General features: G+C 63.4%; 21 protein-coding genes. 17 read left to right on the forward strand and 4 right to left on the reverse strand.

Translation table 11 applies throughout. The features are described 5' to 3' along the window. Nucleotides 1–74 precede the first annotated feature (74 nt). From WDS16_RS01200 to WDS16_RS01210, 3 genes are all read left to right on the forward strand, one after another. Nucleotides 75–1,043, forward strand: a complete 969-nt coding sequence (locus WDS16_RS01200; RefSeq protein ID WP_338889879.1) for a hypothetical protein — start codon at nucleotides 75–77, stop codon at nucleotides 1,041–1,043. Then, complete coding sequence (locus WDS16_RS01205) at nucleotides 1,040–2,311, forward strand: methyltransferase family protein (RefSeq protein WP_338889881.1); 1,272 nt, start codon at nucleotides 1,040–1,042, stop codon at nucleotides 2,309–2,311. The genes WDS16_RS01200 and WDS16_RS01205 overlap by 4 nt, the downstream gene beginning before the upstream one ends. 77 nt (nucleotides 2,312–2,388) lie before the next feature. Further along, on the forward strand, nucleotides 2,389–4,038 hold the full coding sequence (locus WDS16_RS01210; protein WP_338889883.1) for a hypothetical protein: 1,650 nt from the start codon (nucleotides 2,389–2,391) through the stop codon (nucleotides 4,036–4,038). A 64-nt stretch (nucleotides 4,039–4,102) separates the two neighbouring features. On the opposite strand, the gene WDS16_RS01215 is transcribed toward WDS16_RS01210, so the two are convergent. After that, the gene (locus WDS16_RS01215) at nucleotides 4,103–4,903 is read right to left on the reverse strand and encodes a crotonase/enoyl-CoA hydratase family protein (protein ID WP_338889885.1); all 801 of its coding nucleotides are present in this window, start codon (nucleotides 4,901–4,903) and stop codon (nucleotides 4,103–4,105) included. 98 nt (nucleotides 4,904–5,001) lie between these two features. Then, entirely contained in the window at nucleotides 5,002–6,927 is a 1,926-nt protein-coding gene (gene htpG / locus WDS16_RS01220) for a molecular chaperone HtpG (protein ID WP_338889886.1), read from the reverse strand. Between the two features lie 173 nt (nucleotides 6,928–7,100). Between htpG and WDS16_RS01225 the strand changes: the two genes are divergently transcribed. From WDS16_RS01225 to WDS16_RS01290, 14 genes are all read left to right on the forward strand, one after another. Next, nucleotides 7,101–8,216, forward strand: a complete 1,116-nt coding sequence (locus WDS16_RS01225) for an MBL fold metallo-hydrolase (protein WP_338889887.1) — start codon at nucleotides 7,101–7,103, stop codon at nucleotides 8,214–8,216. 10 nt (nucleotides 8,217–8,226) lie between these two features. Next, nucleotides 8,227–10,647, forward strand: coding sequence for an HAD-IC family P-type ATPase (locus WDS16_RS01230; RefSeq protein ID WP_338889889.1), 2,421 nt, complete (start codon nucleotides 8,227–8,229; stop codon nucleotides 10,645–10,647). A gap of 45 nt (nucleotides 10,648–10,692) precedes the next feature. Next, nucleotides 10,693–10,881: an antitoxin gene (locus WDS16_RS01235; protein WP_338889890.1), complete on the forward strand. Its 189-nt coding sequence runs from the start codon at nucleotides 10,693–10,695 to the stop codon at nucleotides 10,879–10,881. Between the two features lie 60 nt (nucleotides 10,882–10,941). Further along, the gene (locus WDS16_RS01240; RefSeq protein WP_338889892.1) at nucleotides 10,942–12,579 is read left to right on the forward strand and encodes a Na+/H+ antiporter; all 1,638 of its coding nucleotides are present in this window, start codon (nucleotides 10,942–10,944) and stop codon (nucleotides 12,577–12,579) included. 20 nt (nucleotides 12,580–12,599) lie between these two features. Further along, complete coding sequence (locus WDS16_RS01245) at nucleotides 12,600–13,763, forward strand: lipase family protein (protein WP_338889894.1); 1,164 nt, start codon at nucleotides 12,600–12,602, stop codon at nucleotides 13,761–13,763. After that, nucleotides 13,764–14,936, forward strand: coding sequence for a sensor histidine kinase (locus WDS16_RS01250; RefSeq protein WP_338889896.1), 1,173 nt, complete (start codon nucleotides 13,764–13,766; stop codon nucleotides 14,934–14,936). Beyond that, nucleotides 14,933–15,724 carry a LytTR family DNA-binding domain-containing protein gene (locus WDS16_RS01255; RefSeq protein ID WP_338889897.1) on the forward strand — a complete coding sequence of 264 codons (792 nt, stop codon included), beginning with the start codon at nucleotides 14,933–14,935 and terminating at the stop codon, nucleotides 15,722–15,724. Before WDS16_RS01250 ends, WDS16_RS01255 begins: the two co-directional genes overlap by 4 nt. After that, complete coding sequence (locus tag WDS16_RS01260) at nucleotides 15,721–16,089, forward strand: hypothetical protein (RefSeq protein ID WP_338889899.1); 369 nt, start codon at nucleotides 15,721–15,723, stop codon at nucleotides 16,087–16,089. Before WDS16_RS01255 ends, WDS16_RS01260 begins: the two co-directional genes overlap by 4 nt. Before the next feature lie 2 nt (nucleotides 16,090–16,091). After that, the gene (locus WDS16_RS01265; protein ID WP_338889900.1) at nucleotides 16,092–17,828 is read left to right on the forward strand and encodes a cation acetate symporter; all 1,737 of its coding nucleotides are present in this window, start codon (nucleotides 16,092–16,094) and stop codon (nucleotides 17,826–17,828) included. Nucleotides 17,829–18,046: 218 nt separating this feature from the next. After that, nucleotides 18,047–18,349 carry a DUF485 domain-containing protein gene (locus WDS16_RS01270; RefSeq protein ID WP_338893222.1) on the forward strand — a complete coding sequence of 101 codons (303 nt, stop codon included), beginning with the start codon at nucleotides 18,047–18,049 and terminating at the stop codon, nucleotides 18,347–18,349. After that, nucleotides 18,346–19,986: a cation acetate symporter gene (locus tag WDS16_RS01275; protein ID WP_338889901.1), complete on the forward strand. Its 1,641-nt coding sequence runs from the start codon at nucleotides 18,346–18,348 to the stop codon at nucleotides 19,984–19,986. Before WDS16_RS01270 ends, WDS16_RS01275 begins: the two co-directional genes overlap by 4 nt. A 167-nt stretch (nucleotides 19,987–20,153) precedes the next feature. After that, nucleotides 20,154–20,588, forward strand: a complete 435-nt coding sequence (locus WDS16_RS01280; RefSeq protein WP_338889902.1) for a type II toxin-antitoxin system Rv0910 family toxin — start codon at nucleotides 20,154–20,156, stop codon at nucleotides 20,586–20,588. A gap of 178 nt (nucleotides 20,589–20,766) precedes the next feature. Beyond that, nucleotides 20,767–22,332 carry a substrate-binding domain-containing protein gene (locus WDS16_RS01285; protein WP_422395802.1) on the forward strand — a complete coding sequence of 522 codons (1,566 nt, stop codon included), beginning with the start codon at nucleotides 20,767–20,769 and terminating at the stop codon, nucleotides 22,330–22,332. 72 nt (nucleotides 22,333–22,404) lie between these two features. Continuing rightward, entirely contained in the window at nucleotides 22,405–24,054 is a 1,650-nt protein-coding gene (locus tag WDS16_RS01290; protein WP_338889904.1) for a VWA domain-containing protein, read from the forward strand. 6 nt (nucleotides 24,055–24,060) lie between these two features. Here the strand turns inward: WDS16_RS01290 and WDS16_RS01295 are convergent, their stop codons facing one another. Then, the gene (locus tag WDS16_RS01295; protein WP_338889905.1) at nucleotides 24,061–24,792 is read right to left on the reverse strand and encodes an energy-coupling factor transporter transmembrane protein EcfT; all 732 of its coding nucleotides are present in this window, start codon (nucleotides 24,790–24,792) and stop codon (nucleotides 24,061–24,063) included. Beyond that, a complete protein-coding gene (locus tag WDS16_RS01300) occupies nucleotides 24,789–26,831 on the reverse strand; it encodes an ABC transporter ATP-binding protein (protein WP_338889906.1) in 2,043 nt (680 codons plus the stop codon). The genes WDS16_RS01295 and WDS16_RS01300 overlap by 4 nt, the downstream gene beginning before the upstream one ends. Nucleotides 26,832–26,839 lie beyond the last annotated feature (8 nt).

A 26,839-nucleotide genomic window follows, 5' to 3' on the forward strand; every position in this document is an offset into this window, starting at 1 on the left:
GGTCCTCGTCCATTCGCCTATTCGTCCATTGACCCGGAATCGACGCGGACTGATCGGTATGCTTCGCTGAGCACATGGAACACGGCGACGAGCACGATTCCGGTCGGCTGAAGCGGAGACCGACCCCTGCCCAGGCCATTGTTGCAGGCGTCGTACTCGCATTCGCGGTAGCGGTGTTCCTGCGGCAGGCGCTACAGGAGTCCGGTGCTGCACAGTCGGCAGCGTTCTACGTCGGGATTCCCGCAGTCATTGCCGTGATCGTCGTGCTGTCCGCCCCTGGGCGCAGTGCCGTGGGCATCGTGATGAAGGAGATCACGGTTCTTCTGCTGATGTCGATGATGCTGTTGGGCGAAGGGTTCATCTGCGTCATCATCGCGGCACCCATCTTCTATCTGGTCGGTGCTCTCGTCGCGATTGCCGTGGAGAAGATCGTCCCTGGGCGCGACGACAAGACCGGTCTGAAGATCGTTGTGGTGCCGACACTGATCGTTCTCGCCTCGCTGGAAGGCGTCGTACCGGCCACGACGTTCGCGGGCCCGACGACGGTATCGGCAGCCAAGGTCCTCGATCTCGCGCCTGCCGAGGTCGAGGCTGCGTGGGAACGGCCGTTGGATTTCGACGGCACGGCGCTCCCGGGAGTGCTGTCGTGGGGATTTCCGCAACCGCGGTCCGACAGCGGCGGAGCGTTGGAGGTGGGTGAGCGCCGCACCGTGTCGTTCACCGGCGCGCACCATCGACCGTTGTTCGTCGCCGACCATCATTGGGGCGAGCACATCACCGATTTGAGCTTCGAAGTCGCGGACCGAACACCGACCTCGGCCAGGCTTCGTATCGTCGAAGACACAAGTCCCATCTCGTCGTGGTTGACGTGGGATATGGCCGACATCACCTGGCGCGCAGTCGATGCCTCGCACACCGCCGTCGAACTCGACTTGACCTACACCCGAGAACTGGCCCCCGCCTGGTACTTCGGCCCGATCGAGAAAGCCGTCGTCGAGCGGGCAGCGGACTATCTGATCGATTCGCTCGACCCGACACCGTGAGTGTCGAGACCGGTCTGTCCGTCGCAGCGCTCCGTTCTTTCGCTGCCCTGGTGCCGATGCTGCTCGCCGGGGCGCTGTGGCTGACTGCGACTCCTCGGGTCCGAGGGGCCGCCTTCCTGGCGCTGCTGTGGAACCTCGTGGCGCTGCTTCTGGTGAATGCTCTTGCCGTTCAGCAACAGTGGTGGAGCTTCGGCACCGAGGGCACTATGTGGGCTGCGGTGGCCGTAGATGTGGTTCTGGGATGGGCTGCGCTGTGGGGCGCAGTGCCGATCTTGTCGATGGAGTGGGTGAGACCCGAAGTCACCGTGTGTGTCCTGGTTGTCGCCGACGTCCTGGCGATGGGGAGTTTACGTCCGCTCGTCGCGCTGGAGTCGACGTGGTGGTGGGGCGAGATGCTTGCCGTTTCGGTCGCGTTGGTGCCCGGAGTCGTACTCGGGGTTCTGACTGTGCGCGAGCGCGCACTTCGAGTGCGGGCGAGTCTGCAGGTCGTCCTTTTCGGCACGCTGATCGGCTTTGTGATTCCCACGGTGGCGTTCGAGCTCAGTGGAACCGGTTGGTTCGTCCGCCTGCGGGAGGTGGGCGGCGTGTTCGATTGGCTCCTGATTCAATTCGGTGTCCTGATATCGATTCTCGCGCTGCGTGCCGTCGCCGAATTCGCGACAGTGGGCGGTGGTACTCCGTTCCCGTGGGATCCGCCGAAACGAATGGTGGTCACCGGGCCGTACGCGTACGTGACCAACCCGATGCAACTCTCTGCCGTCGCACTTCTCGTGATCGCTGCGGCTCTGTTTCGGGAACCCTCGATCGCCGTGGCCGCCGTCATCGGCGTTGCTTTCAGTGCAGGTCTTGCGGCCTGGCACGAGCGCACCGAGCTCGACGACCGATTCGGTTCGGCGTGGCTCGAGTACCGCGCGTCCGTCCGAGAGTGGAGACCGCGATGGACACCCGTGGGCCTGGCGCCGGCAACCCTGTACGCATCGGTCACGTGCGACCCGTGTTCGAGCGTCGGACCATGGTTCGAACGCAGGGCGCCGGTCGGACTCGTCGTCGCGGCAGCGGAAACTCATTCCGACGCGTTGACCCGGGTGCGATACGAGGGAGCGGTCACGCTGACCGGCACCCGCGCGGTCGCAGCCGCGCTCGAACATGTGTCGCTGGGGTGGGCGCTGGTGGGGTGGACGATGCGCGCGCCGGCTCTCGGATGGTTTCTGCAACTGTTGGTCGACGCCTGTGGGGGAGGTCCGCGCACGATCGACGCGTCCGATTAGCCGGTATTGTCCGTTCGCGTAACAGCACCTGTACCTCGCGTGACGTGGGCGACACGTGACGGTTCTACCGTCGTTCCATGACCGCTGTGCAGCCCGCGCCGACCGATACGGCACTGAAGGAAACGCTAGAGGACTACACGCTGCGCTTTGCGCCGCGTAGCTACCGTAAGTGGGGCACCGGCGTCGTCGCCACGTCCGCGCTCGGCGGAATCGCCTACCTCGCCGACTTCGCGATCGGCGCCAACATCGGAATCTCCTACGGCACCGGAAACGCGCTGTGGGGAATTCTGGTGTTCGCGGTCGTGATCTTCCTTACCGGGTTGCCGTTGGCCTACTATGCCGCACGATACAACATCGACCTCGACTTGATCACTCGTGGAAGCGGATTCGGCTACTACGGCTCCGTCGTCACCAACGTCATCTTCGCAACGTTCACGTTCATCTTCTTCGCGCTCGAAGGTTCAATCATGGCGCAGGGCTTACAGTTGGGGCTGAACATACCGTTGCCCATCGGCTACGCAGTGTCCACCCTGATGGTCATACCCTTGGTCATATACGGGATGAAGGCGCTCGCAAAGCTGCAGGTCTGGACGACGCCGCTCTGGCTCGTGCTGATGGTGTTCCCGTTCATCTATCTGGTCGCAGCGCATCCAGATTCGGTGGGCACCTTCTTGGCTTACGGCGGCGCCGACGGTGCCGAGGGCAAAGGCGTGAACTTCGGCTCGGTCATGCTGGCTGCAGGAGTGTGTCTCTCGCTCATCGCGCAGATCGCCGAGCAGATCGACTACCTACGGTTCATGCCGCCCAAGACGCCGGAGAACCAGCGGCGCTGGTGGACCGCGGTACTGCTCGCGGGCCCCGGATGGGTCATCTTCGGCGCGTTGAAGCAGATCGTGGGGCTGTTCCTGGCGGTCTACCTGATCGCGAACGTCGCCGACGGAGCCTCCATCGCGAACGAGCCGGTACATCAGTTCCTGGAGATCTACGAGAACATGATGCCCGGTTGGCTCGCCATGACGCTCGCGGTGATCCTCGTCGTGATCAGTCAGATCAAGATCAACGTGACCAACGCGTACTCCGGTTCGCTCGCGTGGACCAACGCGTACACGCGCGTCACCAAGACCTATCCGGGACGGATGGTGTTCGTGCTGTTCAACCTCGCGATCGCGTTGATTCTGATGGAAGCGAACATGTTCAGCTTCCTCAACGACATCCTCGGGTTCTACGCGAACTGCGGCATCGCATGGATCGCGGTCGTCGCTTCGGACATCGTGTTCAACAAGTACATCCTGAAGCTGTCGCCGAAGGTGCCCGAGTTCCGACGCGGCATGCTCTACAACTTCAATCCCGTCGGATTCGTGTCGATGCTCCTCGCGGCCGGACTGGCGATCCTTACATTCTTCGGCGGATTGGGCAGTGCTCTCGAGCCGTACTCGCCGATCGTCGCACTCGTCATCGCCATCGTCATGCCGCCGATCCTGGCCGTTGCGACCAAAGGGAAGTACTACTTGCGTCGCACCGACGACGGGATCGACCTCCCGATGTTCGACGAACACGGAAATCCCTCGGATGCAACGCTTTTCTGCCACGTTTCCGGTATGGAGTTCGAGCGGCCGGACATGATCCGATCGGCGAAGACGGGTCCGGAAGGGGAGATCCTGTACATCTCGTCGCTCTCCCTGAGCACCGACAAGACGGGGGAGCACATTCTTCCGGAGCAGAACTAGGAGCGGCTCCGCCGCCAGTGGCACGGTTAAGTGTGTTGGGGTGCACTGAACCGCGCCACTGGAGCTACCTACCCTCGAACCTCGGATCCCTGCGTTCGAGCATCGCGTTCACAGCCTCGGAGTGATCCGACGTCGTGTGCGCAATGGCCTGAAATGCCGCGGAGAGCTCCAGGAGACTGTCCAGGCTCTGGTGCTGCCCTTCCCTCAGCAGCTTCTTGGTCATCCGCAGAACCTGCGGCGGGTTGGCAGCTACGCGATCGGCCAAGGCGTGTGCAGCGGCAAGAAGCTCGTTGGGTTCGACAACTTGTGATACCAGTCCCCAGTCCAGCGCCGTCGCGGCGTCGATTGCCTCACCGGTGAAGGCCATTTCGCTCGCTCTTGCCATCCCGACTGCGCGGGGGAGAAGCCATGCGCCGCCGTCGCCGGGGATGATGCCGACTTTGACGAAACTCTCGGCGAACTTGGCCGTCGTCGACGCGATGCGCAGATCGCACATCAAGGCCAGGTCGCAACCCGCGCCGATCGCAGCGCCGTTGACGGCCGCGATCGTCGGGATCTCACAGTGGTACAGCGCTTTCGGAATGCGTTGGATTCCGTGTCGGTAGCCCTGCCGTAGCTCCGCCGGACTCCCGCCGAACATCCCTTCCTTGTCGCGCATGTGTTTGACGTTGCCGCCGGAGGAGAACGCCGAGCCGGCCCCAGTCAGAATCGCGACGCGCACGCTGGGATCGCGGTTCGCGGCCAGCACCGCGTCTTCGAGGGCATCGATCGTCTCGATTTCCGAGATCGGATTCCGGGCGTCCGGATTGTTCAGCGTCCAGAGCAGGACGTCGTCACGGCGTTCGATCAACAGCGGTTCGGTCATGCCTAATAGTGCAACACGTTCTGACCCTCCGGGTCAGTGGCACGGTTAAGTATGCGGGAGCACACTTAACCGTGCCACTGGGGGCGGAGCCCCCGGCACTAGACCGTCCTGGTCAGCCGATCGGCCAGCAGGCGGGAGAACTTGGCCGGATCCTTGAGCTCGGTCCCTTCGGCGAGAAGCGCTGTGGCGTAGAGCAACTCAGCTGTCTCGGCGAGGCTCGGGTCGTCGCTGCGATCCTCGCGAGCTTTCTTGAGCCCGGTGACCAGATCGTGCGTCGGGTTCAGCTCGAGGATGCGCTTGGACGTCGGAATGAACTGTCCCGACGCCTTGTACATCTTTTCGAGCTGAGGGGAGAAGCTGAACTCGTCACCGACGACGCAGGCGGGCGAGGTGGTCAGACGTGAGGACAGGCGAACTTCCTTGACGTCCTCGCTCAGCGTCTCGCTCATCCACTTCAGTAGGTCCTCGAACTCCTTGCCCTGCTCTTCGCGCTTGGACTCGGCGTCCTTCTTCTCCTCTTCGGTGTCGAGGTCGACCTCGCCCTTGGAGATGGACTGGAAGGACTTGCCGTCGAAGTCGGGAACATTGCCGACCCAAACCTCGTCGACCGAGTCGGTCAGCAGCAGCACTTCGAGGCCACGAGCCTTGAAGGCCTCCATGTGCGGCGAGCTTTCGATCTGCTGACGAGACTCACCCGTCATGTAGTAGATCTGCTCCTGTCCGTCCTTCATCCGGTCGACGTACTCGGCGAGCGTGGTCAACCCCTCTTCGCTGTTGGTCGAGGCGAACGACGAGACCGTCAGCAGCGTCTCGCGGTTGTCGGAATCGGAGATCAGGCCTTCCTTGAGTGCCCGACCGAACTGCGACCAGAACGTCTGGTACTTCTCGGCGTGCTCGCTCTGCATTTCTTTGATCGTCGAGAGCACCTTGCGGGTCAGACGACGACGGATCGCGCGAATCTGACGGTCCTGCTGCAAGATCTCGCGAGAGACGTTGAGCGAGAGGTCTTGTGCGTCGACGACACCCTTGATGAAGCGGAGGTACTCGGGGAGTAGCTCCTCGGAGTCGTCCATGATGAAGACGCGCTTGACGTACAGGTGCACGCCGGTCTTGCCCTCGCGCATGAACAGGTCGAACGGTGCCTGCGAAGGAATGAACAGGAGCGCTTGGTATTCGAACGTACCCTCGGCCTTGAACGGGATGACCTCGAGCGGCTCGTCCCATGCATGGCTCACATGCTTGTAGAACTCCTTGTACTCCTCCTCGGACACTTCGTCCTTGGGGCGAGTCCACAGAGCCTTCTGCGAGTTGATCGTCTCGGTCTCGATCGTGACGGTGTCCTCGGCGCCTTCCTCTTCCGATTTCACCCGCTTTTCGACGTCGATCCGGATGGGCCACGCGATGAAGTCGGAGTACTTCTTGACGAGCTGCTTGATCTTCGATTCCGACGCGTAGTCGTAGAGGTGATCCTCTTCGTCGGTCGGCTTCAGATGCAACGTGACCGAGCTGCCCTGCGGCGCGCCGTCGACGTCGGAGATCTCGTAGGTGCCCTCGCCGGAGGACTCCCATCGTGTTGCGGTGGCTTCGCCTGCCTTGCGGGTGAGGAGTGTGACCTTGTCGGCGACCATGAACGTCGAGTAGAAGCCGATGCCGAACTGGCCGATCAGCTCCTCGGATGCGGCCGCATCCTTGGCTTCCTTGAGCTTCTTGCGTACCTCGGCGGTACCGGACTTCGCCAGCGTGCCGATGAGGTCGATGACCTCATCGCGCGACATACCGATGCCGTTGTCACGGATCGTGAGCGTCCTGGCCTCCTTGTCGATGTCGACCTCGATATGAAGGTCGGAGACGTCGACGTCGAGATCCTTGTCGCGGTACGACTCGAGCCTCAGCTTGTCGAGGGCGTCGGACGCGTTGGAAATGAGCTCCCGTAGGAAGCTGTCCTTGTTCGAGTAGATGGAGTGAACCATCAGGTCCAAGAGCTGACGCGTCTCGGCCTGAAACTCCCGCTGTTCGGTGGTCATGAGTGTGTGCGATCTCCTTCTAGAGCAAAACCGTCGCAAGCAGTCTACTTGCGAGCTGCGGCGAGAACGCTGCGGGACTCGTCTCCCGCTACCCATTCTCCAGCGTTACGCCGTGCGAGAACACGCCCGGCTCCGAGGCCTCGCCGCTTTGTACCTCGCCTACTGTGGAGTGAGTGACGAACTCGAAGATCGTGCCGATCGCGCTGAGCGTACTGAGTGCGGCCTGGGTCGCTCGGGCCGCATGGGGTCTGCCGACACAAATCGGCGCCGGCACCGCCAAGATCGCGCCATACGCCGCCAATTCCGTTCGGTATCGCGACCGAAAGTTCCACAACACCGAACCGAGTTCGAGCTTCACCGGTGGCGGTGGCGAGTCGATTCTCGTCTCGTTCCTCCGGCGTCGTTCGCAGGGCAAGCCGCTGCGACCCATTCCGCTCGCACCTGCGGTGGCGCCGGTGAACGCCGGTGAGATAGCAGTGACCTGGTACGGCCACTCGTCGGTGCTGGTCGAACTCGACGGTCGACGCATCCTCGCCGACCCGGTGTGGAGCAATCGAGTGTCTCCGTCACAGGCTGTCGGGCCCTCGCGGCTGCACCCCACACCGGTTCGGTTGGACGCGCTGCCGGCCGTCGACGCCATCGTCATCTCGCACGACCACTACGACCACCTCGACAAGACGACCATCCAGCGGTTGGCGTCGTTGCAGAGCGCGCCGTTCGTCGTCCCGATCGGAATCGGCGCGCATCTGCGGCATTGGCGAATTCCCGAGGACCGGATCATCGAGCTCGACTGGGACGAGCAGACCGAGGTGGCCGGACTCACCATCACCTGCACCGAGGCCAGGCACTTCTCCGGTCGCGGACTCAAGCGCGACCTGACGCAGTGGGCGTCGTGGGCGTTCGCAGGACCGAAACACCGCGTGTTCTTCGGCGGCGACACCGGCTACACGGTCAAGTTCGCCGAGATCGGTGCGCAGTACGGCCCGTTCGATCTGACTCTGCTTCCGGTCGGCGCATACGATCCACGCTGGGCCGATATTCACATGAACCCGGAAGAGGCGGTCCGAGCACACGGCGATCTCGGCGGCGGACTTCTGGTTCCCATCCACTGGGCCACGTTCAACCTCGCGTTTCATCCGTGGTCCGAGCCGATAGTCCGGCTGAAAGCTGCAGCGCACGACGGCAGCGTCGACACCGCTGTGCCGATGCCGGGTCAGCGTATCGACGGCTCTCGCCGCACACACGACGATCGATGGTGGGCTCGCCTCGGCGAGCGCACGAGCACCTAGGCTTACCCCCATGTCGATCGAGGCGGACGCACAGCGGGATATCGGGCTCACCGAGGCGCAGGTAGCGCAGCTTCGGTCCGAAGGAAAATCGAACGACGTCCCGGCGCGCGCAAGTCGCTCGGTCAAGGACATCGTCAGAGGCAATGTCTTCACTCGAATCAATGCGATTCTGGGTGTCCTTCTGATCATCGTGCTGTCGACGGGTTCCATCGTCGACGGCATGTTCGGTCTGCTGATCGTCGCGAACAGCGGCATCGGCATCATCCAGGAAATTCGCGCGAAGAAGACTCTCGACGAGCTCGCGATCGTCGGGCAGAGCAAACCCGTGGTCCGACGCGATGGGGTGGCACGTGAGATCGCGCCGAACGAGGTGGTCCTCGGCGACGTCATCGAACTCGGCCCCGGAGACCAGATCGTCGTCGACGGCATCGTCATCGAGGCGTCGAGCCTGGAGGTCGACGAGTCCTTGCTCACCGGCGAAGCGGACGCGGTCAACAAGGTCGAGGCGGATCAGATTCTGTCCGGCAGTTTCGTCGTCGCGGGAAGCGGCGCCTACCGCGCGAGCAAGGTAGGCCGCGATGCCTACGCTGCCCAGTTGGCCGAGGAAGCAAGCAAGTTCACGCTCGTCCATTCGGAACTGCGCAGCGGTATAGACAAGATCCTGAAGTTCATCACGTACCTGATGATTCCGGCGGGGGCGCTGATCATCTACAACCAGCTGTTCTCCTCGGGGCAGTCACTCGGCCCGGCGCTCAACGGCATGGTCGCCGCGCTCGTGCCGATGGTGCCCGAAGGTCTCGTTCTGATGACGTCCATCGCGTTTGCAGTCGGCGTCATTCGCCTCGGTCAACGCAAGTGCCTCGTACAGGAACTTCCTGCAATCGAAGGCCTTGCACGCGTCGACGTCGTGTGCGCAGACAAGACCGGCACTCTGACCGAGAACGGAATGCGCCTCGCCGAGCTCCGCGTCGTCGACGAAGGCGATACAAGCACGCTGACGTCGGTACTTGCGGCTCTCGCGGCCGACGACCCTCGTCCCAATGCCAGCGTTCTCGCCATCGGGGAAGCATTCGAAGACGACCCGGGCTGGACCGAGAGCGCGGTCGCGCCGTTCTCGTCGGCGAAGAAGTGGAGCGGGCTGTCGTACGGCGAGCACGGCAACTGGCTGCTCGGTGCGCCCGACGTGTTGCTCGACCCGGACACCGACATCGCGCGCCAGGCCGAGGATGCAGGGTCCGCGGGTCTGCGCGTTCTGTTGCTCGCCAGCAGCAACCTCCCGGTAGATCACGACACCGCACCCGGTGTCGTGACGCCTCGGGCGCTGGTGATTCTCGAGCAGAAGGTGCGTTCCGATGCCCGCGAGACGCTCGAGTACTTCGCGAGCCAGTCTGTTGCGGTCAAGGTCATTTCCGGGGACAACGCTGTATCCGTCGGAGCGGTCGCCGGTTCGCTCGGTCTGGACGGGCATCCGATCGACGCTCGGGACCTGCCCGAGGAGATCGAGGAACTCGCCGACACCGTCGAGAACTCGACGACGTTCGGGCGGGTGCGTCCCGACCAGAAGCGTCGGATGGTCGCGGCCCTGCAGTCGCGAGGGCACACCGTCGCGATGACCGGCGACGGAGTCAACGACGCGCTCGCACTCAAGGACGCCGACATCGGAGTCGCCATGGGGTCGGGAAGTGCAGCGACCCGAGCCGTCGCGCAGATCGTGTTGCTGGACAACAAGTTCGCCACCCTTCCCTACGTCGTCGGTGAAGGACGACGGGTGATCGGCAACATCGAGCGGGTCTCGAATCTGTTCCTCACCAAGACCGTCTACTCGGTGCTGTTGGCGTTCCTCATCGGCCTGTCGGGTGTGCTGTCGCAGGTCTTCGATTTCGAGCCGTTGCCGTATCCGTTCCTCCCGCGGCACGTGACGATCGCGGCGTGGTTCACCATCGGCATTCCAGCCTTCGTCCTGTCGTTGGCGCCGAACAACGAACGTGCCCGCACGGGGTTCGTGCCCCGCGTCATGCGCCTGGCAGTGCCGTCGGGAGTGATCGTCGGTGTCGCGACATTCGTGTCCTATCTGCTCGCATATCAGGGGCCAAGCGCCACCGAACAGCAGGTCACGCAGGCCAGTACGACGGCGTTGATCACCCTGATCATGATCGCTGTGTGGGTGCTCGCCGTCGTAGCGCGGCCCTATGTGTGGTGGAAGATTCTGCTGATCGCGGGATCGGTCGTCGGCTACCTGGCGCTGTTCACCATCCCGTTTTGTCGAACCTTCTTCAAACTCGACCCGTCGAACATCGCCTTGACGACGTCGGCGGTCGTCATCGGTGCGATCGGCATCGTCGCAGTCGAATGTGCCTGGTGGATCAGCGCGGCTCTGCATGGCGAGAAACGTCGACTCTTCGGCGCTATGCCGGTAGCAGGTACGAAGTAAGCTGGCGTCTCGCCAGTCCTTTCACGCAACGAGATGGAGCGAAAAATGAGTTTCGCAGACAACATGAAGGGTTTCGTCGACAAAGGCAAGCAGCTTGCCGCCGAGAACTCGGACAAGATCGAGGACGTAGTCGACAAGGCCGGTGACTTCATCGACGACAAGACCGGTGGAAAGTACGTCGACAAGGTCGACAAGGCGCAGGAAGCCGCCAAGAAGGCGATCCCGGACAAGTAGAGGGGATCGTATGTGCGCGTCAGCTGCGCGTCCGAGTACAGCTGACGGCACAATCTAGCTGTGGACGGACCGGTATTACTTCTCGTCGTGATCGCGGCCGTCGCGGTTGCGGGATTCGCCAAGCGCCTGGACCTGCAGGTACCGCTTGTGCTCGTCGCGACCGGATCGATTGCGTCGTTCGTGCCCGGTGTCCCACAGGTGACGCTGGCGCCCGAGCTGATTCTCGGGGTGGTGCTGCCCCCGCTGCTGTATTCGGCCGCCCTCGACTTCTCGTTCGTCAGCTTCCGGAAGAACCTCGGTCACATTCTGCGGCTCGGTGTCGTGATGGTGATCGTCACCGCCGTCGCAGTCGGCTATTTCGCGAACTGGCTCGTGCCTGAATTGACTCTCGGTGCTGCCCTGGTTCTCGGCGCGGTGGTCGCTCCGCCGGACGCGGTCGCGGCGATCGCCGTCGGACGCAAGCTCGGACTACCGTCGCGCATGATGGCGATTCTCACCGGGGAGAGCCTCGTCAACGACGCTGCCGCGCTGACCTTGTTCACCCTTGCGGTGGCGTCGGTGACGGGGAAGAAGATCGAGATCGATTCACCCGTGGTGTTCTTCGCCTACGAGATCGTGGGTGGTGTCGTTGTCGGGCTCATCCTGGCCAGGATCGTACGCTTCGTGCGCTCCCGCATCCAGGACTCGGCGCTGGAAACCGTTCTCGGCCTTGTTCTTCCGTTCGCTGCCTATCTGGCGGCCGAGGAGATTCATGCGTCGGGTGTGTTGGCTGTCGTGACCGCCGGATTCATCCTCGGCAGGGTCACCGCCGACGTCGCGGTGACGACTCGTATCCAGGAGCGTCAGGTCTGGCCGCTGATGGATCTGCTGCTCGAAGCGTTCGTGTTCGCCTACATGGGCTTGCAGCTGAAGTCGGTGATCCAGGAGGTCGAACGCGACGGACTCCCGGTGCTCCACATCTTCGCGTACGCCCTGCTGATTCTTGCGGTGGTGATCGCCGTCCGCCCCGCATGGATATTCGTCAACACCGGCAGGCGAGCGATGACGCGCAAGACCGTTCGCCGAAAACGCACCACCCAGTCCGATGCGCTGGGTCTGACCTGGAAGCAGAACTTGGTTCTGTCCTGGGCAGGCATGCGTGGGGTCGTGACGTTGGCAGCGGCATCCGGTGTTCCACTCGCCACTGTCGCGGGCGATCCGTTCCCCGGCCGAGCAGTCATCCAAGCCGTCGCATTCGTCGTCGCAGTGGGCACGTTGCTGATTCAGGGGCTTACCTTGCCGCTGTTGATTCGTCGACTCGACGTCGCGGATCCGCTCGAACAACAGCAGACGGACGAGCAGCAGGCATTGGCACGGGCGATTTCACGCTCGGCGGCCGAGAAATATCTGTCCGATGCTGCGGCGAACGGAATCCCAGGAGCCAGCACGGACTCGGTGCAGGCCGTACTCGAACGGGTCCGAAGATCGGTACGGGCGAGGCTCGACGCCGATGAGGCGGAGGATCGTGAAGAGCGGATCGCCGCCGCCGGTGCACTGTTCGACACCCTACGTCGCAATGTACTTTCGGCTCAGCGCGATGCTCTGGTCAAGGCCCGAGATTCTGGTGAATTGGACGACGAAGTGTTGCGGGCGGTGCTCGACGGCTTGGATGTGGAAGAGGCGGCCGCGGAAGCGCGCCTGGAACGGCGGAACAGATAGTGCGGACTTCTCGTAACCTCATGGTAGTCCTGGCCGCGGTTTGTCTTGTCGGCAGTTGCGCACAGCCACAGGCGCTTACGACGCCACCCGCCGAATCGGCACCGGCGGCGCCCGTCGGTGCCGAGCGCGGTGACATCATCTCCCGAGTGGAGATGGGGCATACCGATCTTGCGGTACGTTTCCTCGGCGCGTCGGCCACGCGCGTCGTGTACCGATCCACCTCCCGCGGCGCCGATCGTGGCACGGAGGTGTCCGGGGTGATTTTCACACCCCGTGGTGTTCCGCCCGAGGGCGGTTGGCCGATCGTATCCGTCGGGCACGGCACCACCGGTGTCACCGATGAATGTGCACCGTCGCTGTACCCGAATCTGTTGGGCACCATCGGAATGGTCGCTCCGTTCCTCGAACGTGGAATGGTCGTTGCCGTCACCGATTACGAAGGTGTCGGCACGCCAGGACCGCATCCGTACCTCGATCCGGATGCAGCGGCATACAACGTCGTCGACGCTGTTCGTGCAGCGAGAAACATCGTTCCCGACGCGGGTACCCGTTGGGGTGCAATCGGTAATTCGCAAGGGGGACAGGCGGTCTGGGCTGCCGCTGAAAAGCGCGGCTACGGCGATGGGCTCGAACTCGTGGGTAGCGCAGCGTTGTCTCCTGTGATGAACATGGCACCGATGTTCGACGCGGGACACAGCAACACGCTGCCACAGACATTGTTGACACCGTTTCTGGTGGAAGGGCTGCAGTACCGGCAGCCGGACGTCGTGGAGTCCGAGTTCGTTCGCGGTGCACTGGTCAGCGATCAGCGGGCACTGACTGCGTGCACGGACCTGCTGGGAGTACAGAAGGCGGACGCTGCGGCGCGGCTCGTCCCGAGCGATTCGACACCCGAGACCGAGGCGTCGCGGTTGCGGATGGTCGACTGGTTGACCTCTGTCGCCCTTCCTCGAGAGCCGTCCGAGGTACCGCTGCTCGTCGTGGTGGGGGAGCAGGATCAGTTGATCGATCCGAAGTGGACACGTGACGCCGTCGGGCAGGCATGCTCGATGGGTGACGTCGTCGCCGAACGCCTGGAGCCGAGCCAAGGGCATTCGGACCAGGCTGCGGTGTACGCCGGGGTGACGTGGTTGTCCGATCGGTTCGCGGGCCTGCCCGCACCGAACAGCTGCTCGGGGGGCTGAATGACATCCGCGTTGCTGTGGTTCGCGGTACTGGTTGCAGGTGCGATCGTCGCCGTCGCCATCATCAGTCTCCGGGGTCGACGTGACCTGACGACGCCGGAAGAGCGTGCCGTGCATGCGACGCTGCACACCGCGTCGATGGCTGCGCGGTCGCTGCGCCGAGGACTCGACCCAGAGTCGGCCGCCGAGGCTGCACCATATCTGCGCGCGTTGACCGGTGGTGACGCTCTCGGGCTCGCCGATGCGGACGCCGGACTGCTGACTTGGAACGGCCCCTACGACGAGCTGATCGACACATTCACTGCGGCCGCGAAGCGCGCAGTCGACGGTGAACGCCGCGTGCTTCTGACGGGCCCACTCGGAAGCGACGACACGGTGCGTGCGTTGATCGCGCAGCCACTTCTTGTCGAGGATGTCGGGGTCGTCGGAGTGCTCGGCGTCGTGACCAGGTCGGTCCCGGGTCCCGGAATGCTCGGTGCCATCTCCGAGGTCGCGAGGTACGCATGCGGACAGATCGAGCTCGCCGAACTGGACGCATCCCGTGCCAGGCTCGATCGAGCCGAAGTGCGCGCACTCCGCGCTCAGATCAGTCCGCATTTCATCTACAACGCGCTCGGAACGATTGCCTCGTTCGTGCGTACCGATCCGGATCGAGCGCGGGAGTTGGTGCTCGAGTTCGCGGACTTCACTCGCTATTCGTTCCGGAACTCGGGCGAGTTCACGGTCCTCGCTGACGAGCTACGCAACATCGACCGCTATCTCACGCTCGAGCGCGCACGTTTCGGGGACTCGTTGCAGGTCACACTGCAGGTGGCGCCCGAAGTGCTGAGCGTTGCGCTGCCGTTTCTTGCTCTGCAACCACTGGTGGAGAACGCCGTGCGGCACGGACTGTCGGGGCGGGAAGGTGGCGGCACCATCACGATCGTCGCCGCCGACGAGGGAACGGACTGCCTCATCAGCGTCGAGGACGACGGTGTCGGCATGGACCCGGATCTCCTGCGCTCGGGGACGCTCGATTCGGCGGAAGCGGCGCACGTCGGTTTGTCCAATGTCGATGATCGATTGCGCGCGGCATTCGGCAACGATTACGGTCTCGTAGTGGACACTGCACTCGGCTCGGGGACCAAGGTCAGCATGCGGGTGCCCAAGTTCAGAGCGGGGATTCGAGCATGACTGATGTGTCCGGTCTCGTCGTTCTCGCGGTCGACGACGAGAAGCCTGCTCTCGACGAGCTGGCCTTCCTGCTGAACCGGCAGGACTTGGTGTCCGAGGTGAACACCGCTTCCGACGCGACCACTGCTTTGCGACGCCTCCAGCATCCGGTGGGTCCGTCGTCGCCGGCGATCGACGCGGTGTTTCTCGACATAAACATGCCGGGTCTCGACGGTTTGGAGCTTGCGGGCATTCTCGCGAATTTCACGCGGCCGCCCGCGGTGGTGTTCGTGACTGCGCACGACGATCGCGCGGTTGCCGCGTTCGATCTCGGTGCCGTCGACTACCTGCTCAAGCCGCTGCGTGAAGACCGCCTGACCGAGTCGGTGCGTCGTATCGTCGCTGCGGGGCGACGCACCGAGACGCAGGAGCCGACGTTGTCGGACGAGATCATTCCCGTCGAACTGGGGGGTACGACGACGCTCGTGCAGCGGGCGAGTGTGGGGTGGGTCGAAGCCGACGGCGATTACGCCCGACTCCACACGACGAGCGGTTCGCATCTCGTGCGGATTCCGATCTCCACTCTCGAAAGCCGTTGGGCAGACGTCGGTTTCCTTCGAGTGCACAGGTCGTACCTGGTATCGCTTTCGCTGGTGACGGGGATCAAGAGCGTGGGATCGGGGCTGGTGGTGTGCCTGCGGGGACAGGGCGCGTTGGCCGCTGTCGAGCTACCGGTGAGTCGGCGGCACACCCGTGAGCTGAAGGATCGGCTCGTCCGAGGGCCGTTGCAGTCCTGGTCGAGTCGGTGACCGAGGGTCGAAAGCTCCCCCGGGAACGCGTCGTACTGGCGCGTCGTCGTGGTGCTCGAATCGTTCGCACCCGCGTCGAAGTACAGGAACAGACCGAGGTCGGCGACGCGATGGTGCGTTCTTTGGTGCGAGCGCAACTCTGGCTGTCGGTTCGGCTCGCTGCGCTGACCCTGTGCATTCTCTTCGCGATTCCACTCGTCGGGTTGTTGGTTCCCGCCTATTCTCACGCCACGCTGTTCGGAATTCGGTTGCCGTGGTTGATTCTCGGTATCGCCGTCTACCCCCTGCTCCTCGGCGTCGGCTGGGTGTACGTGCGGCAGGCGGAGCGCACCGAGCAGGAGTTCGTCGACCTGGTGGACGACTAGCCATGACGTACGTTCCATGGATAACGGTCGCTGCCTTGTTGATCGCGGCCGTTGCGACGGTCGCCATCGGAATCTACGGGGTCCGGCTGGCCCGTACCACCTCGGATTTTCTGGTGGCTTCTCGCACGGTGGGGCCGAAGTGGAACGCGGCCGCGATTTCCGGCGAATATCTCTCGGCTGCATCGTTCCTGGGGGTCGCCGGGCTTATCGCCAAGTACGGCGCCGATGCGTTGTGGTACCCGATCGGGTTCACCGCCGGGTACCTGGGTCTGCTGCTGTTCGTGGCTGCCCCGCTGCGGCGGAGCGGAGCGTATACGGTCCCCGACTTTGCGGAATTCCGGCTCGGATCGCTGCAGCTCCGCAAGCTCGCCATGTTCGTCGTCGTCATCATCTGCGCGCTCTACCTGGTTCCGCAGTTTCAAGGCGCCGGGTTGACGCTCAATATTCTGCTCGGCGTGCCCGGGTGGGTCGGTGCGGCCGTCGTCGGCATCATCGTCATTGCGAACGTGGTGGGCGGCGGCATGCGATCGATCACGTTCGTCCAGGCATTTCAGTACTGGCTGAAACTGACTGCAGTCGCGGTGCCGGCCGTCGTTCTCGCACTGCATTTCTTCGCCGACGATCGCGCCGTCGGTAGTCCTGCCCCGCCGACGGTGGACCGTGTGACGACCGTAGACATCAGCACCGACGTTCTCGTGCAGGTGGATTCGCCCATCGAGGTGACGGTGCGCGGCACGGTCGACGGCGAGGGCGTCGACGGCAGAATCGCGCTGGGTGCCGGGACCCACGAGCTCGGTGAGGGCACGTCCCTGATTCTCGACGCGGATTCACCGGTACCCGTCGTGGCCGGTGCGCCGCCCACCGATCGTGAATGGGCCACGCCTGGTGGTGGTCTCGGCGGAATGCACCCCCTGTACCAGGTTTACTCGCTGATCCTCGCAACGTTCCTCGGCACGCTCGGCCTGCCGCATGTCCTGGTCAGGTTCTATACCAATCCGGATGGGCGCGCAGCGAGGCTGACCTCGCTCACCGTTCTCGGCCTGCTCGGCATGTTCTACCTGTTCCCGACGTTGCTGGGTGTCTTTGCACGGTTGTACGTGCCCCAGCTGCTGATCACCGGGACCTCCGACGCTGCGGTCTTGTTGCTGCCAGGTTCGGTGCTCTCGGGAGTAGGCGGTCAATTGCTCGCAGCGTTGGTCGCAGCCGGTGCCATCGCGGCCTTCCTGTCGACGTCGTCGGGGCTGTTGGTGAGCATCGCCGGGGTACTGAGCACGGACGTGCTGAAGGGGCGAGTTCGCGACTTTCGGATCGCTGCGGTGCTGGCGGGGGCCGTGCCGCTGGTGCTGTCCCTCGGGCTGGTCTCGCTCGATCTCTCTCGAACGGTAGGACTGGTGTTCGCGGTCGCCGCATCGACGCTGTGTCCCCTGTTGGTGCTCGGCATTTGGTGGCGCGGTTTGACCGCCGCAGGAGCAGCAGCCGGACTGATCGGGGGCGGAGCGGTGTCGCTGACCGCCGCGTCGTTGTCGGTGTTCGGCATTCCGGATTCCTGGCTCGACGGCTGGGCGGCCGCGATCCTGGGATATCCGGCCGCTGTCAGTGTTCCGCTCGCCTTCGGCCTGATGTATACGGTCAGCAAGGCCACCTCGCGGTCCGTTCCGAGCGACGTCGGACGCATTTTGACCCGGCTTCATGCGCCGGAACGTCTCGGTGTCGGCCGTGATCGGGAGCGCGAGCTCTAGCCCGAACGGGTTCTCCGTTCATCGTCGTCAGGTGACCGCTCGGCGCAGAGTCCGACTGCTGGTCGTGTGACTGGCACCACTCCATATCTTTGTGACCACGCTCTCATTAACGTCAGGCATCGGTTCCAATCACAGCCCGTGATAGGGAAGAAGAGGGAGCAAGCGACGTGAGCACACCGGATACGCCTCCGCTACCAGACGAGCAAGCGTTCATCGACATGCAAGCCAGTCCGGAATTCCAGGAGTTGCGACGACGACTGCGCAGCTTCGTATTTCCGATGACCGCGTTCTTCCTGATCTGGTATGTCATCTACGTGTTGCTCAGTACCTACGCGTCGGGTTTCATGTCGACCCCGGTATGGGGCAACGTCAACATCGGCTTGCTACTCGGGCTCGGCCAGTTCGTCACCACCTTTGCGATCACGGGAATCTACGTGAGGTTCGCGAACCGTGAACTCGATCCGCGCGCCGAAGCGCTGCGCGCCGAGATGATCACCTCCCAGGAGGCCAAGCTGTCATGATCAGCCTATTCGCTCAAGAAGCCGCGGACACCACCGTCGGCGAACCACTGATCAACATGGCGATCTTCGGCGCCTTCGTCGCTGTCACGATGTTCGTCGTCATCCGGGCATCGAAGAAGAACGCGACAGCATCCGAATTCTTCACCGCGGGTGGCGGATTCTCGGGGCCGCAGAACGGCATCGCAATTGCCGGTGACTACCTCTCGGCGGCGAGCTTCCTCGGTATCGCGGGTGCCATTGCGGTGTACGGCTACGACGGATTCCTCTACTCCATCGGCTTCCTCGTCGCCTGGCTCGTTGCTTTGCTCCTCGTTGCCGAACTATTGCGCAACACAGGTAAATTCACGATGGCCGACGTGCTGAGCTTCCGCTTGAAGCAACGTCCGGTTCGGACTGCAGCAGCGCTGTCCACTCTGACTGTGTCGCTGTTCTACCTTCTCGCGCAGATGGCAGGCGCAGGCGGACTCGTTGCACTGCTCCTCGATATCTCCGATCGCACCGGCCAGTCCATCGTGATCGCGGTCGTGGGTGTGCTGATGATCGTCTACGTCCTTGTCGGCGGCATGAAGGGCACCACGTGGGTCCAGATCATCAAGGCGGTTCTGTTGATCGCCGGTGCACTGTTCATGACCGTGCTGGTGCTGGCGAAGTTCGGGTTCAACATCTCCGAGCTTCTCGGTAGTGCGCAGGAGACCGTCTCCGGATCGGCCTCTCAGGCAGTCGCTGCTCGTGACGTGCTCGAACCGGGTGCTCAGTACGGCGGCAGCAACATGTCCAAGCTCAACTTCCTGTCGCTCGGCATCGCGCTGGTGCTCGGAACTGCAGGCCTCCCACACGTTCTCATGCGTTTCTACACCGTGCCCACCGCCAAGGAAGCACGTCGCAGCGTTGTCTGGGCCATCGCTCTCATCGGCGCGTTCTACCTCTTCACCCTGGTACTCGGCTACGGAGCGGCAGCAATCGTCGGACCCGACCGAATCCTTGCGTCGGCCGGCGGACAGAACTCCGCTGCACCACTTCTCGCGTTCGAACTCGGCGGTGTCATCCTGCTCGGTGTCATCTCCGCGGTCGCTTTCGCGACAATCCTCGCGGTGGTCGCCGGTCTCACGATCACGGCCTCGGCATCGTTCGCACACGACATCTATGCGAGCGTCATCAAAAAGGGCGACGTCGACGAGAAGAAGCAGGTCAAGGTTTCACGGATCACCGCTGTCGTGATCGGCATTCTCGCGATCGGCCTCGGCATCCTGGCGAACGGTCAGAACATCGCCTTCCTGGTTGCACTCGCATTCGCAGTCGCAGCGGCCGCGAACCTGCCGACCATCGTGTACTCGTTGTTCTGGCGTCGCTTCAACACCACCGGCGCACTGTGCAGCATGTACGGCGGATTGATCTCGACGCTCGTCCTGATCGTTTTCTCACCGGCAGTGTCCGGTTCGCCGACCTCGATGATCCCGGGCTCGGACTTCGCCTGGTTCCCGCTGTCGAACCCGGGCATCGTCTCCATCCCGCTGGCGTTCGTCCTGGGTATCGTCGGCACTTTTGTGTCGAAGGATTCCGAGTCTCGCGCCAAGCAGGCCGAGATGGAGGTCCGCTCGCTCACCGGTATCGGTGCGGAGAAGGCAAGCGCTCACTGAGTTCTACTGGCAAGAATTCCACTCGACGAGGGCGGCCGGCATACACGTCGGTCGCCCTCGTCGTGCGTCGAGGTAGAGCGGTGAAATTGTGACTCCTCACAGTGCGGCGCGCGCTGATAGGGCCAACCTCACGCAGGAAACTCGACGCTTGTGGTTACTATCCCTGCGTGGCCAAGCTGAAGGTATCCGTCAACGTCCCCCTCGACCCTGAGACAGCATGGACGCACGCGTCCGATCTCGCCGACTACGAGAAGTGGTTGTCCATCCACGAAGGCTGGCGTTGTGAGCTGCCCGAACAGTTGTCGGAAGGCACCACCCTGGAATCGGTTGCGAGTGTCAAGGGAATGCGCAATCGGGTGCGCTGGACCATCGAGAGCTTCGACCCGCCGAAGAAGCTGAAGCTCAAGGGCAACGGTAAGGGCGGCGTCAAGATCAGCCTCGTGTTGTCGGTGGCGGCTGCCAAGAACGGTGGTTCGGACCTGTCGCTCGATGTCGAGCTCGGCGGCGCGCCCCTGTTCGGTCCCATCGGTTCAGGTGTTGCGCGAGCGCTCAAGGGTGACATCGAGAATTCGATGAAGACCTTCGAGTCCCTGTACGCCTAGTTCTGGCGCGTTCTCACTTCGCTGCCTGCGGCCGCGTTACGATCTTGCGCAACCGCACAGCGGGAGTCTGTTTCACGAAGTCTCTCGCTCACTACGGAGAGGTTCAACAATGCCCGGTAGACACAGTGCGACGCCCACCTCGGCGTCCGGCTCGACAGGGCTGGTGAAATACGGAGTAATTGCCGTCGTTCTCCTTCTCGTCGTCGGCGGTGGTGTCTATGCCGCGCAGAAGGCTTTCGGGTCGGGCTGCAAGAACCCGCAGACCTTTTCCTTGGCCGCTGACCCTGCGATCGCAGATGTCGTCGAGCAGGTTGTCGCCGACACGTCGGCGGAAGATCTCGGGTGCGCGAACGTCGATGTCACCGCGACCGAATCCGGCAACGCATCCGCGGCAGTGTCCATGGGGGTCGACGTCCCGTCGCTGTGGATTCCAGATTCCGCGCTGTGGGTGGGCAAGGCTGTGCGAGCGACGGGTTCGCTCGTCGATGTTGCCAGTCAGTCCGTCGCAAGTTCGCCGGTGCTCATCGCGGCACGGAAGGACGAGGTCCCGTTCTTCGACTCGTGGCTGACGGCGTTGCAGCTGAAGGGCCTTCGGATCGGAAACCCGCTCACCAACACGGTTTCCGACGCCGCCATCCTCGGTGCGCTCGCCGAAGCAGGTACCGACGCCGATGCCGTCGATTCCGTATCCGCAGCGTTGGTTCCGATCGCGCAGGCGCAGGCCGCCACCCGTGGTGAAGCGGATCCCGTCGTGCGTCTCGAGGAGACAGCCGCGGACGGGGGAGTCTCCGTGGTGTCGGAGCAGACGCTCGTCGGCTACCAAGACTCGACCGGTACCGAATTCGGTGTGACGGCGCCGCCGACCGGCTCCTTCTTTCTCAACTTTCCGCTCGCGGTCACCGAGCCGGAGGAGACTCGTAGGGAGGCTGCCAAGACGGCCGGGTTGGCTGTCGCCGATGCTCTGGCCTCCGAAGCAGGGCTGCAGGCATTGTCCGAGGCCGGTTTCCGCGCACCGGACAATGCCCCGTTGAGCGATGGTCGTGGGCTGGGCGACGTCGCTGCCCTGACCATCACCGACCAACAAACCGCCGAAACGACGTTGCGCCGCTATCAGGTTCTTGCGCTGCCATCACGCACGCTGGTGATGGAGGATGTGTCCGGTTCGATGGGCTACAGCGCCGGCGCCGACACCAGGATCGGGCTGACCGTCCAGGCCAGCGAAACGGGCAGCGCGCTGTTTCCCGACAACGCCGCACTGGGCCTATGGGCGTTTTCGATCGGCCTCGGCGGCGGAAGTCAGGACTATCGAGAACTGGCCCCGATCCGGCAGCTATACGAGAATGTCGACGGGACTACCCAGCGAGAGCTGATCCGCCAGCAGATCCGATCGTTGCCGGGGCTGGTGGGAGGCGGTACGGGTCTCTACGACACGACACTCGCTGCATTCCGTCAGGTCAAGGAAGGGTACGACCCGGATTACATCAACAGCGTGATCATCTTGACCGACGGTTCGAACGAGGATCCGGGCAGCATCTCGCTCGATGAACTGCTCGCCAGCCTGCGCGCCGAGCAGGACCCGACCAAGCCGGTGATCATCGTGACGATCGGTATCACCGACGACGCCGACGCGGGCGTCCTCCAGCAGATCTCGGCAGCAACCGGTGGAACAAGTTTTCTGGCGAGAAATCCTGCAGAAATTCCAAACGTGTTTGTGAATGCTCTCAAAAGCCGCGCGGGACGCTGAATCAACCGCTACTTTTGGCATCGAAGTCTGCTCGATGCCCGAATGTCGCTGAATCAAGGGGAGTCAACGGAAATGTCGGGGCGTCACGGAGCAGGGACACCAAGGAATCCGGCCTACGCATGGGCTGCGCTGGCAGTAGTTGCTGTGGTCGTGGTGGTCGGTGGCTACTTCGGTGTCCAGGCCGTACGAGCAGGTGGTGGCGGTTGCGACACTGTGGACCAGGTCTCGCTCGCGGTGGATCCGACCGTTGCGCCCGTCATCTCCGACATCCTCTCCACCTCCGACGTCGTCGAACGTGGCTGCACCGACTTCGAAGTACGCGCGGAAGCCCCCACCGACACCGCAACCGAGTTGGCTGGCACCGACGAGAACCGTCCCGATCTCTGGATTCCCGACTCGACGTTGTGGTTGCTCAAGACACTCCGGTCGACCGGCGCGCTGCCGGAGGTCACCAAGTCCTCGGTCGTCAACACCATGCCGGTAGTGGTCACCCGGGCGGGTGAATCGACTCCGGCGAACACCTGGCTCGAAGTGCTGCAGGCTCCAGCGGTGCGCATCGGCGATCCGCTGAACAGCAGCGCCTCACTCGCGTCGATACTCGGCGCCCTGGCCGAGTCGGAAGTAGCCATCTCCGACGCCCAAGCAGTGTCCGCAGCTCTGGTGCCGAAAGCGCAGGATTTCGGACGCATCGTCGACGAACCCCACGACACGGCAGACCTCGTCGAGCAAGCCGCGACCGACGGCGGTAGCAGTGTGGCGACCGAACAGAGCGTCGTTGCCTACAACTCAGCACATCCGGATGCCCCGGTGGTGGCGACGGTTCCGCCGACGGGCAGCTACTTCCTGAACTACCCGCTTGCGATAACCGCAGCTGCCGGACCCGACTACGACCGCGTCAAGGACGCCGGAACCGCGCTGTCCTCGGTGCTTGCGACGACTACGGCCACGGACGCTTTCGCTGCTGCGGGGTTCCGTCAGGCGAGTGGCATTCCGTTGGCCGACAATGCGGGAGTCGGCTCGGTCGCGTCGTTGGAACTGAAGAATCCTCTGGCGATCGAGTCGACGTTGCGCGACTGGTCCGTACTGGCACTGCCACTGCGCACCCTCGTTGTCGAGGATGTGTCCGGTTCGATGGCGGCCAAGTCAGGTGACTCGACTCGGATGGCACTGACCGTCGAGGCGAGCCTTGGTGCGAATGCCCTGTTCAGTGATCAGACGGAGATGGGTCTGTGGGCGTTCTCGATCGGTCTCGGCGGCGGCAACCAGGACTACCGCGAGCTCGTTCCGCTCGGCCCGGTGTCCAACGTGGTGAACGGTCTTCCGCAGCGTGAGGCCATCCTTGCGGCTATCGGAACGTTGCCCTCGCTCGTCGGTGGCGGAACCGGTTTGTACGACACCACGCTGGCAGCATTTCGCCGGGTCAAGGAGGGGTACGACCCGAAGTTCGTCAACAGTGTCATTCTGCTGACCGATGGCACCAACGAGGACGAGGGCAGCCCGAGTCTCGATCAGCTCGTCGATACCCTGCAGCGAGAGCAGGATCCGGTTCGGCCGGTCGTGATCGTGACGGTGGGTATCACCACCGACGCAGATCCGGTTGCTCTCCAGCGCATTTCGGCTGCGACGGGCGGAACCAGCTATGTGGCAGAGGATCCACGAGATATCCCCGACGTGTTCGTGCAGGCTCTGAACAGCAGAACGCAGCGAATCGGCGGGGAATGACGTCGATCAGACGAACGTCAGCGTGATAGCTGCGGCGCAACACAGCACGACGACGACGAGGGCAAGGGCGTCGGACAGATGCGGTCTGCTCGGGTGTGCCGAAATCTGACCTGATCCACCGCGGGCGGTGATGGCCTCACCCATCTCGGTGGCACGCCGGATCGCGATCGACATCGTGGCGGTGATGAGATCCACGATGGAATTGTCTGCGGCACTGTTCAGTACGGACTTCGGTCGAAGCCGTCGTGCGGCGATCATGGTCCGCATCTCCTCGATCAGCAGAGGCAAGGATCGCAGGCACAGTGCGACGGTTGCGGCCCACTCGTCGACCGGCAACCGCAGCTTCGTCAACGGCTTCCCGAGCACCGTTATCGCCGGGGCGATATCGCTCATCGATGTCGTCCACCCGATCATCAGCGACGCACCGAGCAATACGAACGCGAACACGGTGGTACGGAGAAAGAGGAGAACGGCATCGCCTCCGAGAGGCAGATTGAGTAGTGCGCCGGCCAGGAACAATCCCCAGATCCACAGTGGCGGACGGGGAAGCGCCGTAGGAGGAATATGTCCGATCGCGGCAGTCACGACGAGAAGTCCGACGATTATGCCGATCGAAATCCATGACGGAGCAACGACGATGGTGACACTGATCAACAAGACCGCGATCAATTTCGTTCCGGCCCACAGACGATGGATCGGCGACGGACGCGGAACTTGTCGGAGGACGACCGTGGTCATGACGGCACCCCCGGCGTAGCAAGTTCGGACACGATACGGCCGGTGTCGAGGGTGATGGTCCGGTCGCAGATTCGATCCATGCCGTCGATGTCGTGCGAGATCACTACCACTGCAATCCCTTGACGGCGCAGCGTTCCGAGTACCTCGGTGATCTCGGTCCGTCCCGGTGGGTCGAGCCCGGCGAGGGGTTCGTCGAGTACGAGGATTCTCGGCTTGTTGACCACGAGACCTGCGATGACCACGCGTCGCATCTGACCGCCGCTCAGCGAGTCGATTTCGCGGCCCGCAAGAAGCCGATCCAATCCGACTGCATCCATGGCGCGTGACACCGCTGCGGAGCCGACTTCGGGACCGCCGGCGGATTCGATGTCCTCGGCAACCGTTCGCCGCTGCAGCTGCAGCCGTGAGTGCTGAAATGCGAGACCGACGGCTCCGACGTTGCGACTGATGTCGCTACCGTTGAATTCGGCGGATCCCTCCGAGGGCTTCGTCAGGCCTGCGAGAACCCAAGCCAGAGTGGACTTTCCGGATCCATTGCCGCCGAGGATCAGGATGCCGTCACCCGTGGCGATCGTCAGGTCCACTCCGTCGAGGGCGCGCTGCGACCACGGAGTTCTGCGGTTGTAGGTGTGTGCGATGCCGCGCAGATGCATCAGTGCCGGTCCCGTGCGCTGATGAGATCCGCTGTGAAGGGGCCGTGCCGATCCGGTGAGCGGGGCACGCATCCATTCGGGCACATGGTCGACCTGGACTCCGCTGTGCAGATGAATCACTCGATCGGCGGCAGTCGTCTCGAGCTCCTGGTGGGTGACGAGGACGACCGACATCCGATGGCGCTTCGGCAGAGCGGCGAGCAGGGCCACCAGCGTCGTCCGGCCTTCGGCGTCGATCATCGCTGTTGCCTCGTCGGCGATCAAAAGCGCAGGCTGGCGAGCCAGAGCGGAAGCCACCGCGAGTCGTTGTAGCTGGCCACCGGACAGCGACGAGGTGTCGCGATCGCCCATCCCGGTCAGACCGACCTCGGCGAGCAACGCGTCGACGTCGAGTTCGTGGCCCGGCGGGAGTCCCCACACCACGTCGTCGGATACTCGGCTGCCGAGCACTTGGCTTTCGGGTCGCTGCGAGACCACTGCGGTGCCGCCGATCAAACCGAGCCCGGCCACTCCGGGGCGGGCAACATGTCCCGACGTCGGAGCGCGGCCGGCGAGAATCCGAGCGAGCGTCGATTTCCCGGAACCGTTGTGTCCGACGACTGCGATGAACTCACCGAAGTCGACGGTGAGATTTATGTCCGTCAGTGCGGCGGTGCGGGATTCACCGTATCGAAATCCGACGCCCGTCAGTTGTAGCGGCAAGGGCGCTACGGTGCCGGCGCCTGACGTAGGTAGATGTTCGACGACCGGAATCGTGGCCAGTCGGTCGAGGACCGCGCCGAGAATCAGCCACGTGAACAGTGCCCCGACGATGATGGACAGACTTGTCGTGCCGAGGATCCACCACCACCAGTTGTCGAGGATCGCGCCGACGCTGCCACGCAACACGTCTGCGGGGGACACCAGAATTTCGGCCCTCGACATCAGTCTTGCGACACCCTCGACAGTGTTCTCGATCGTCCGGAGAAACAGCTCGCGCAGCGGGGTCAGAAGGAAGAGGATACCGACGCTGACGAGTCCGATGGCGGGTCCGACCACCGCGGACGTAGCGAGAACAGACAGGAGACCTTGCTTCTTACGCTTGCTCCTGCCTACCAGACCGCCGAGCAGCGCCGACATTCCGACGGTGAACGCCGTGGTGGTGCCCGCTACGGCGAAGGCAACGAGAACTCCGGCGGCAGCAGCTGCGACCAGCGCACGGGTGCGGTGTCGTTGCGCGACCACAGCCATCGGTACTGCCGCGACGATCTGTAGGGCGGTGGCCATCGGTACGACCATCGCGACGACCGACAGCCCCACTGTGAAGCTGCTCATGACCGCCGCGGTCGCCAACTCCGCCGGCGTCAATGCTGTTCGCGTGGTCGCGTCTGCGGGGCTGTCGGTCACCTGTCCAG

Origin of the sequence: Rhodococcus sovatensis, assembly GCF_037327425.1 — a bacterium.
GTDB lineage: Bacteria > Actinomycetota > Actinomycetes > Mycobacteriales > Mycobacteriaceae > Rhodococcoides > Rhodococcoides sovatense.

What these genes read in the sequence shown, in the direction of transcription:
- WDS16_RS01200 (WP_338889879.1), top strand. Translation starts at nt 75, where the DNA reads ATGGAACACGGCGACGAGCACGATTCCGGTCGGCTGAAGCGGAGACCG.
- WDS16_RS01210 (WP_338889883.1), top strand. Translation starts at nt 2,389, where the DNA reads ATGACCGCTGTGCAGCCCGCGCCGACCGATACGGCACTGAAGGAAACG.
- WDS16_RS01215 (WP_338889885.1), bottom strand. Translation starts at nt 4,903, where the DNA reads ATGACCGAACCGCTGTTGATCGAACGCCGTGACGACGTCCTGCTCTGG.
- htpG (WP_338889886.1), bottom strand. Translation starts at nt 6,927, where the DNA reads ATGACCACCGAACAGCGGGAGTTTCAGGCCGAGACGCGTCAGCTCTTG.
- WDS16_RS01230 (WP_338889889.1), top strand. Translation starts at nt 8,227, where the DNA reads ATGTCGATCGAGGCGGACGCACAGCGGGATATCGGGCTCACCGAGGCG.
- WDS16_RS01235 (WP_338889890.1), top strand. Translation starts at nt 10,693, where the DNA reads ATGAGTTTCGCAGACAACATGAAGGGTTTCGTCGACAAAGGCAAGCAG.
- WDS16_RS01245 (WP_338889894.1), top strand. Translation starts at nt 12,600, where the DNA reads ATGGTAGTCCTGGCCGCGGTTTGTCTTGTCGGCAGTTGCGCACAGCCA.
- WDS16_RS01250 (WP_338889896.1), top strand. Translation starts at nt 13,764, where the DNA reads ATGACATCCGCGTTGCTGTGGTTCGCGGTACTGGTTGCAGGTGCGATC.
- WDS16_RS01255 (WP_338889897.1), top strand. Translation starts at nt 14,933, where the DNA reads ATGACTGATGTGTCCGGTCTCGTCGTTCTCGCGGTCGACGACGAGAAG.
- WDS16_RS01265 (WP_338889900.1), top strand. Translation starts at nt 16,092, where the DNA reads ATGACGTACGTTCCATGGATAACGGTCGCTGCCTTGTTGATCGCGGCC.
- WDS16_RS01270 (WP_338893222.1), top strand. Translation starts at nt 18,047, where the DNA reads ATGCAAGCCAGTCCGGAATTCCAGGAGTTGCGACGACGACTGCGCAGC.
- WDS16_RS01275 (WP_338889901.1), top strand. Translation starts at nt 18,346, where the DNA reads ATGATCAGCCTATTCGCTCAAGAAGCCGCGGACACCACCGTCGGCGAA.
- WDS16_RS01290 (WP_338889904.1), top strand. Translation starts at nt 22,405, where the DNA reads ATGTCGGGGCGTCACGGAGCAGGGACACCAAGGAATCCGGCCTACGCA.
- WDS16_RS01295 (WP_338889905.1), bottom strand. Translation starts at nt 24,792, where the DNA reads ATGACCACGGTCGTCCTCCGACAAGTTCCGCGTCCGTCGCCGATCCAT.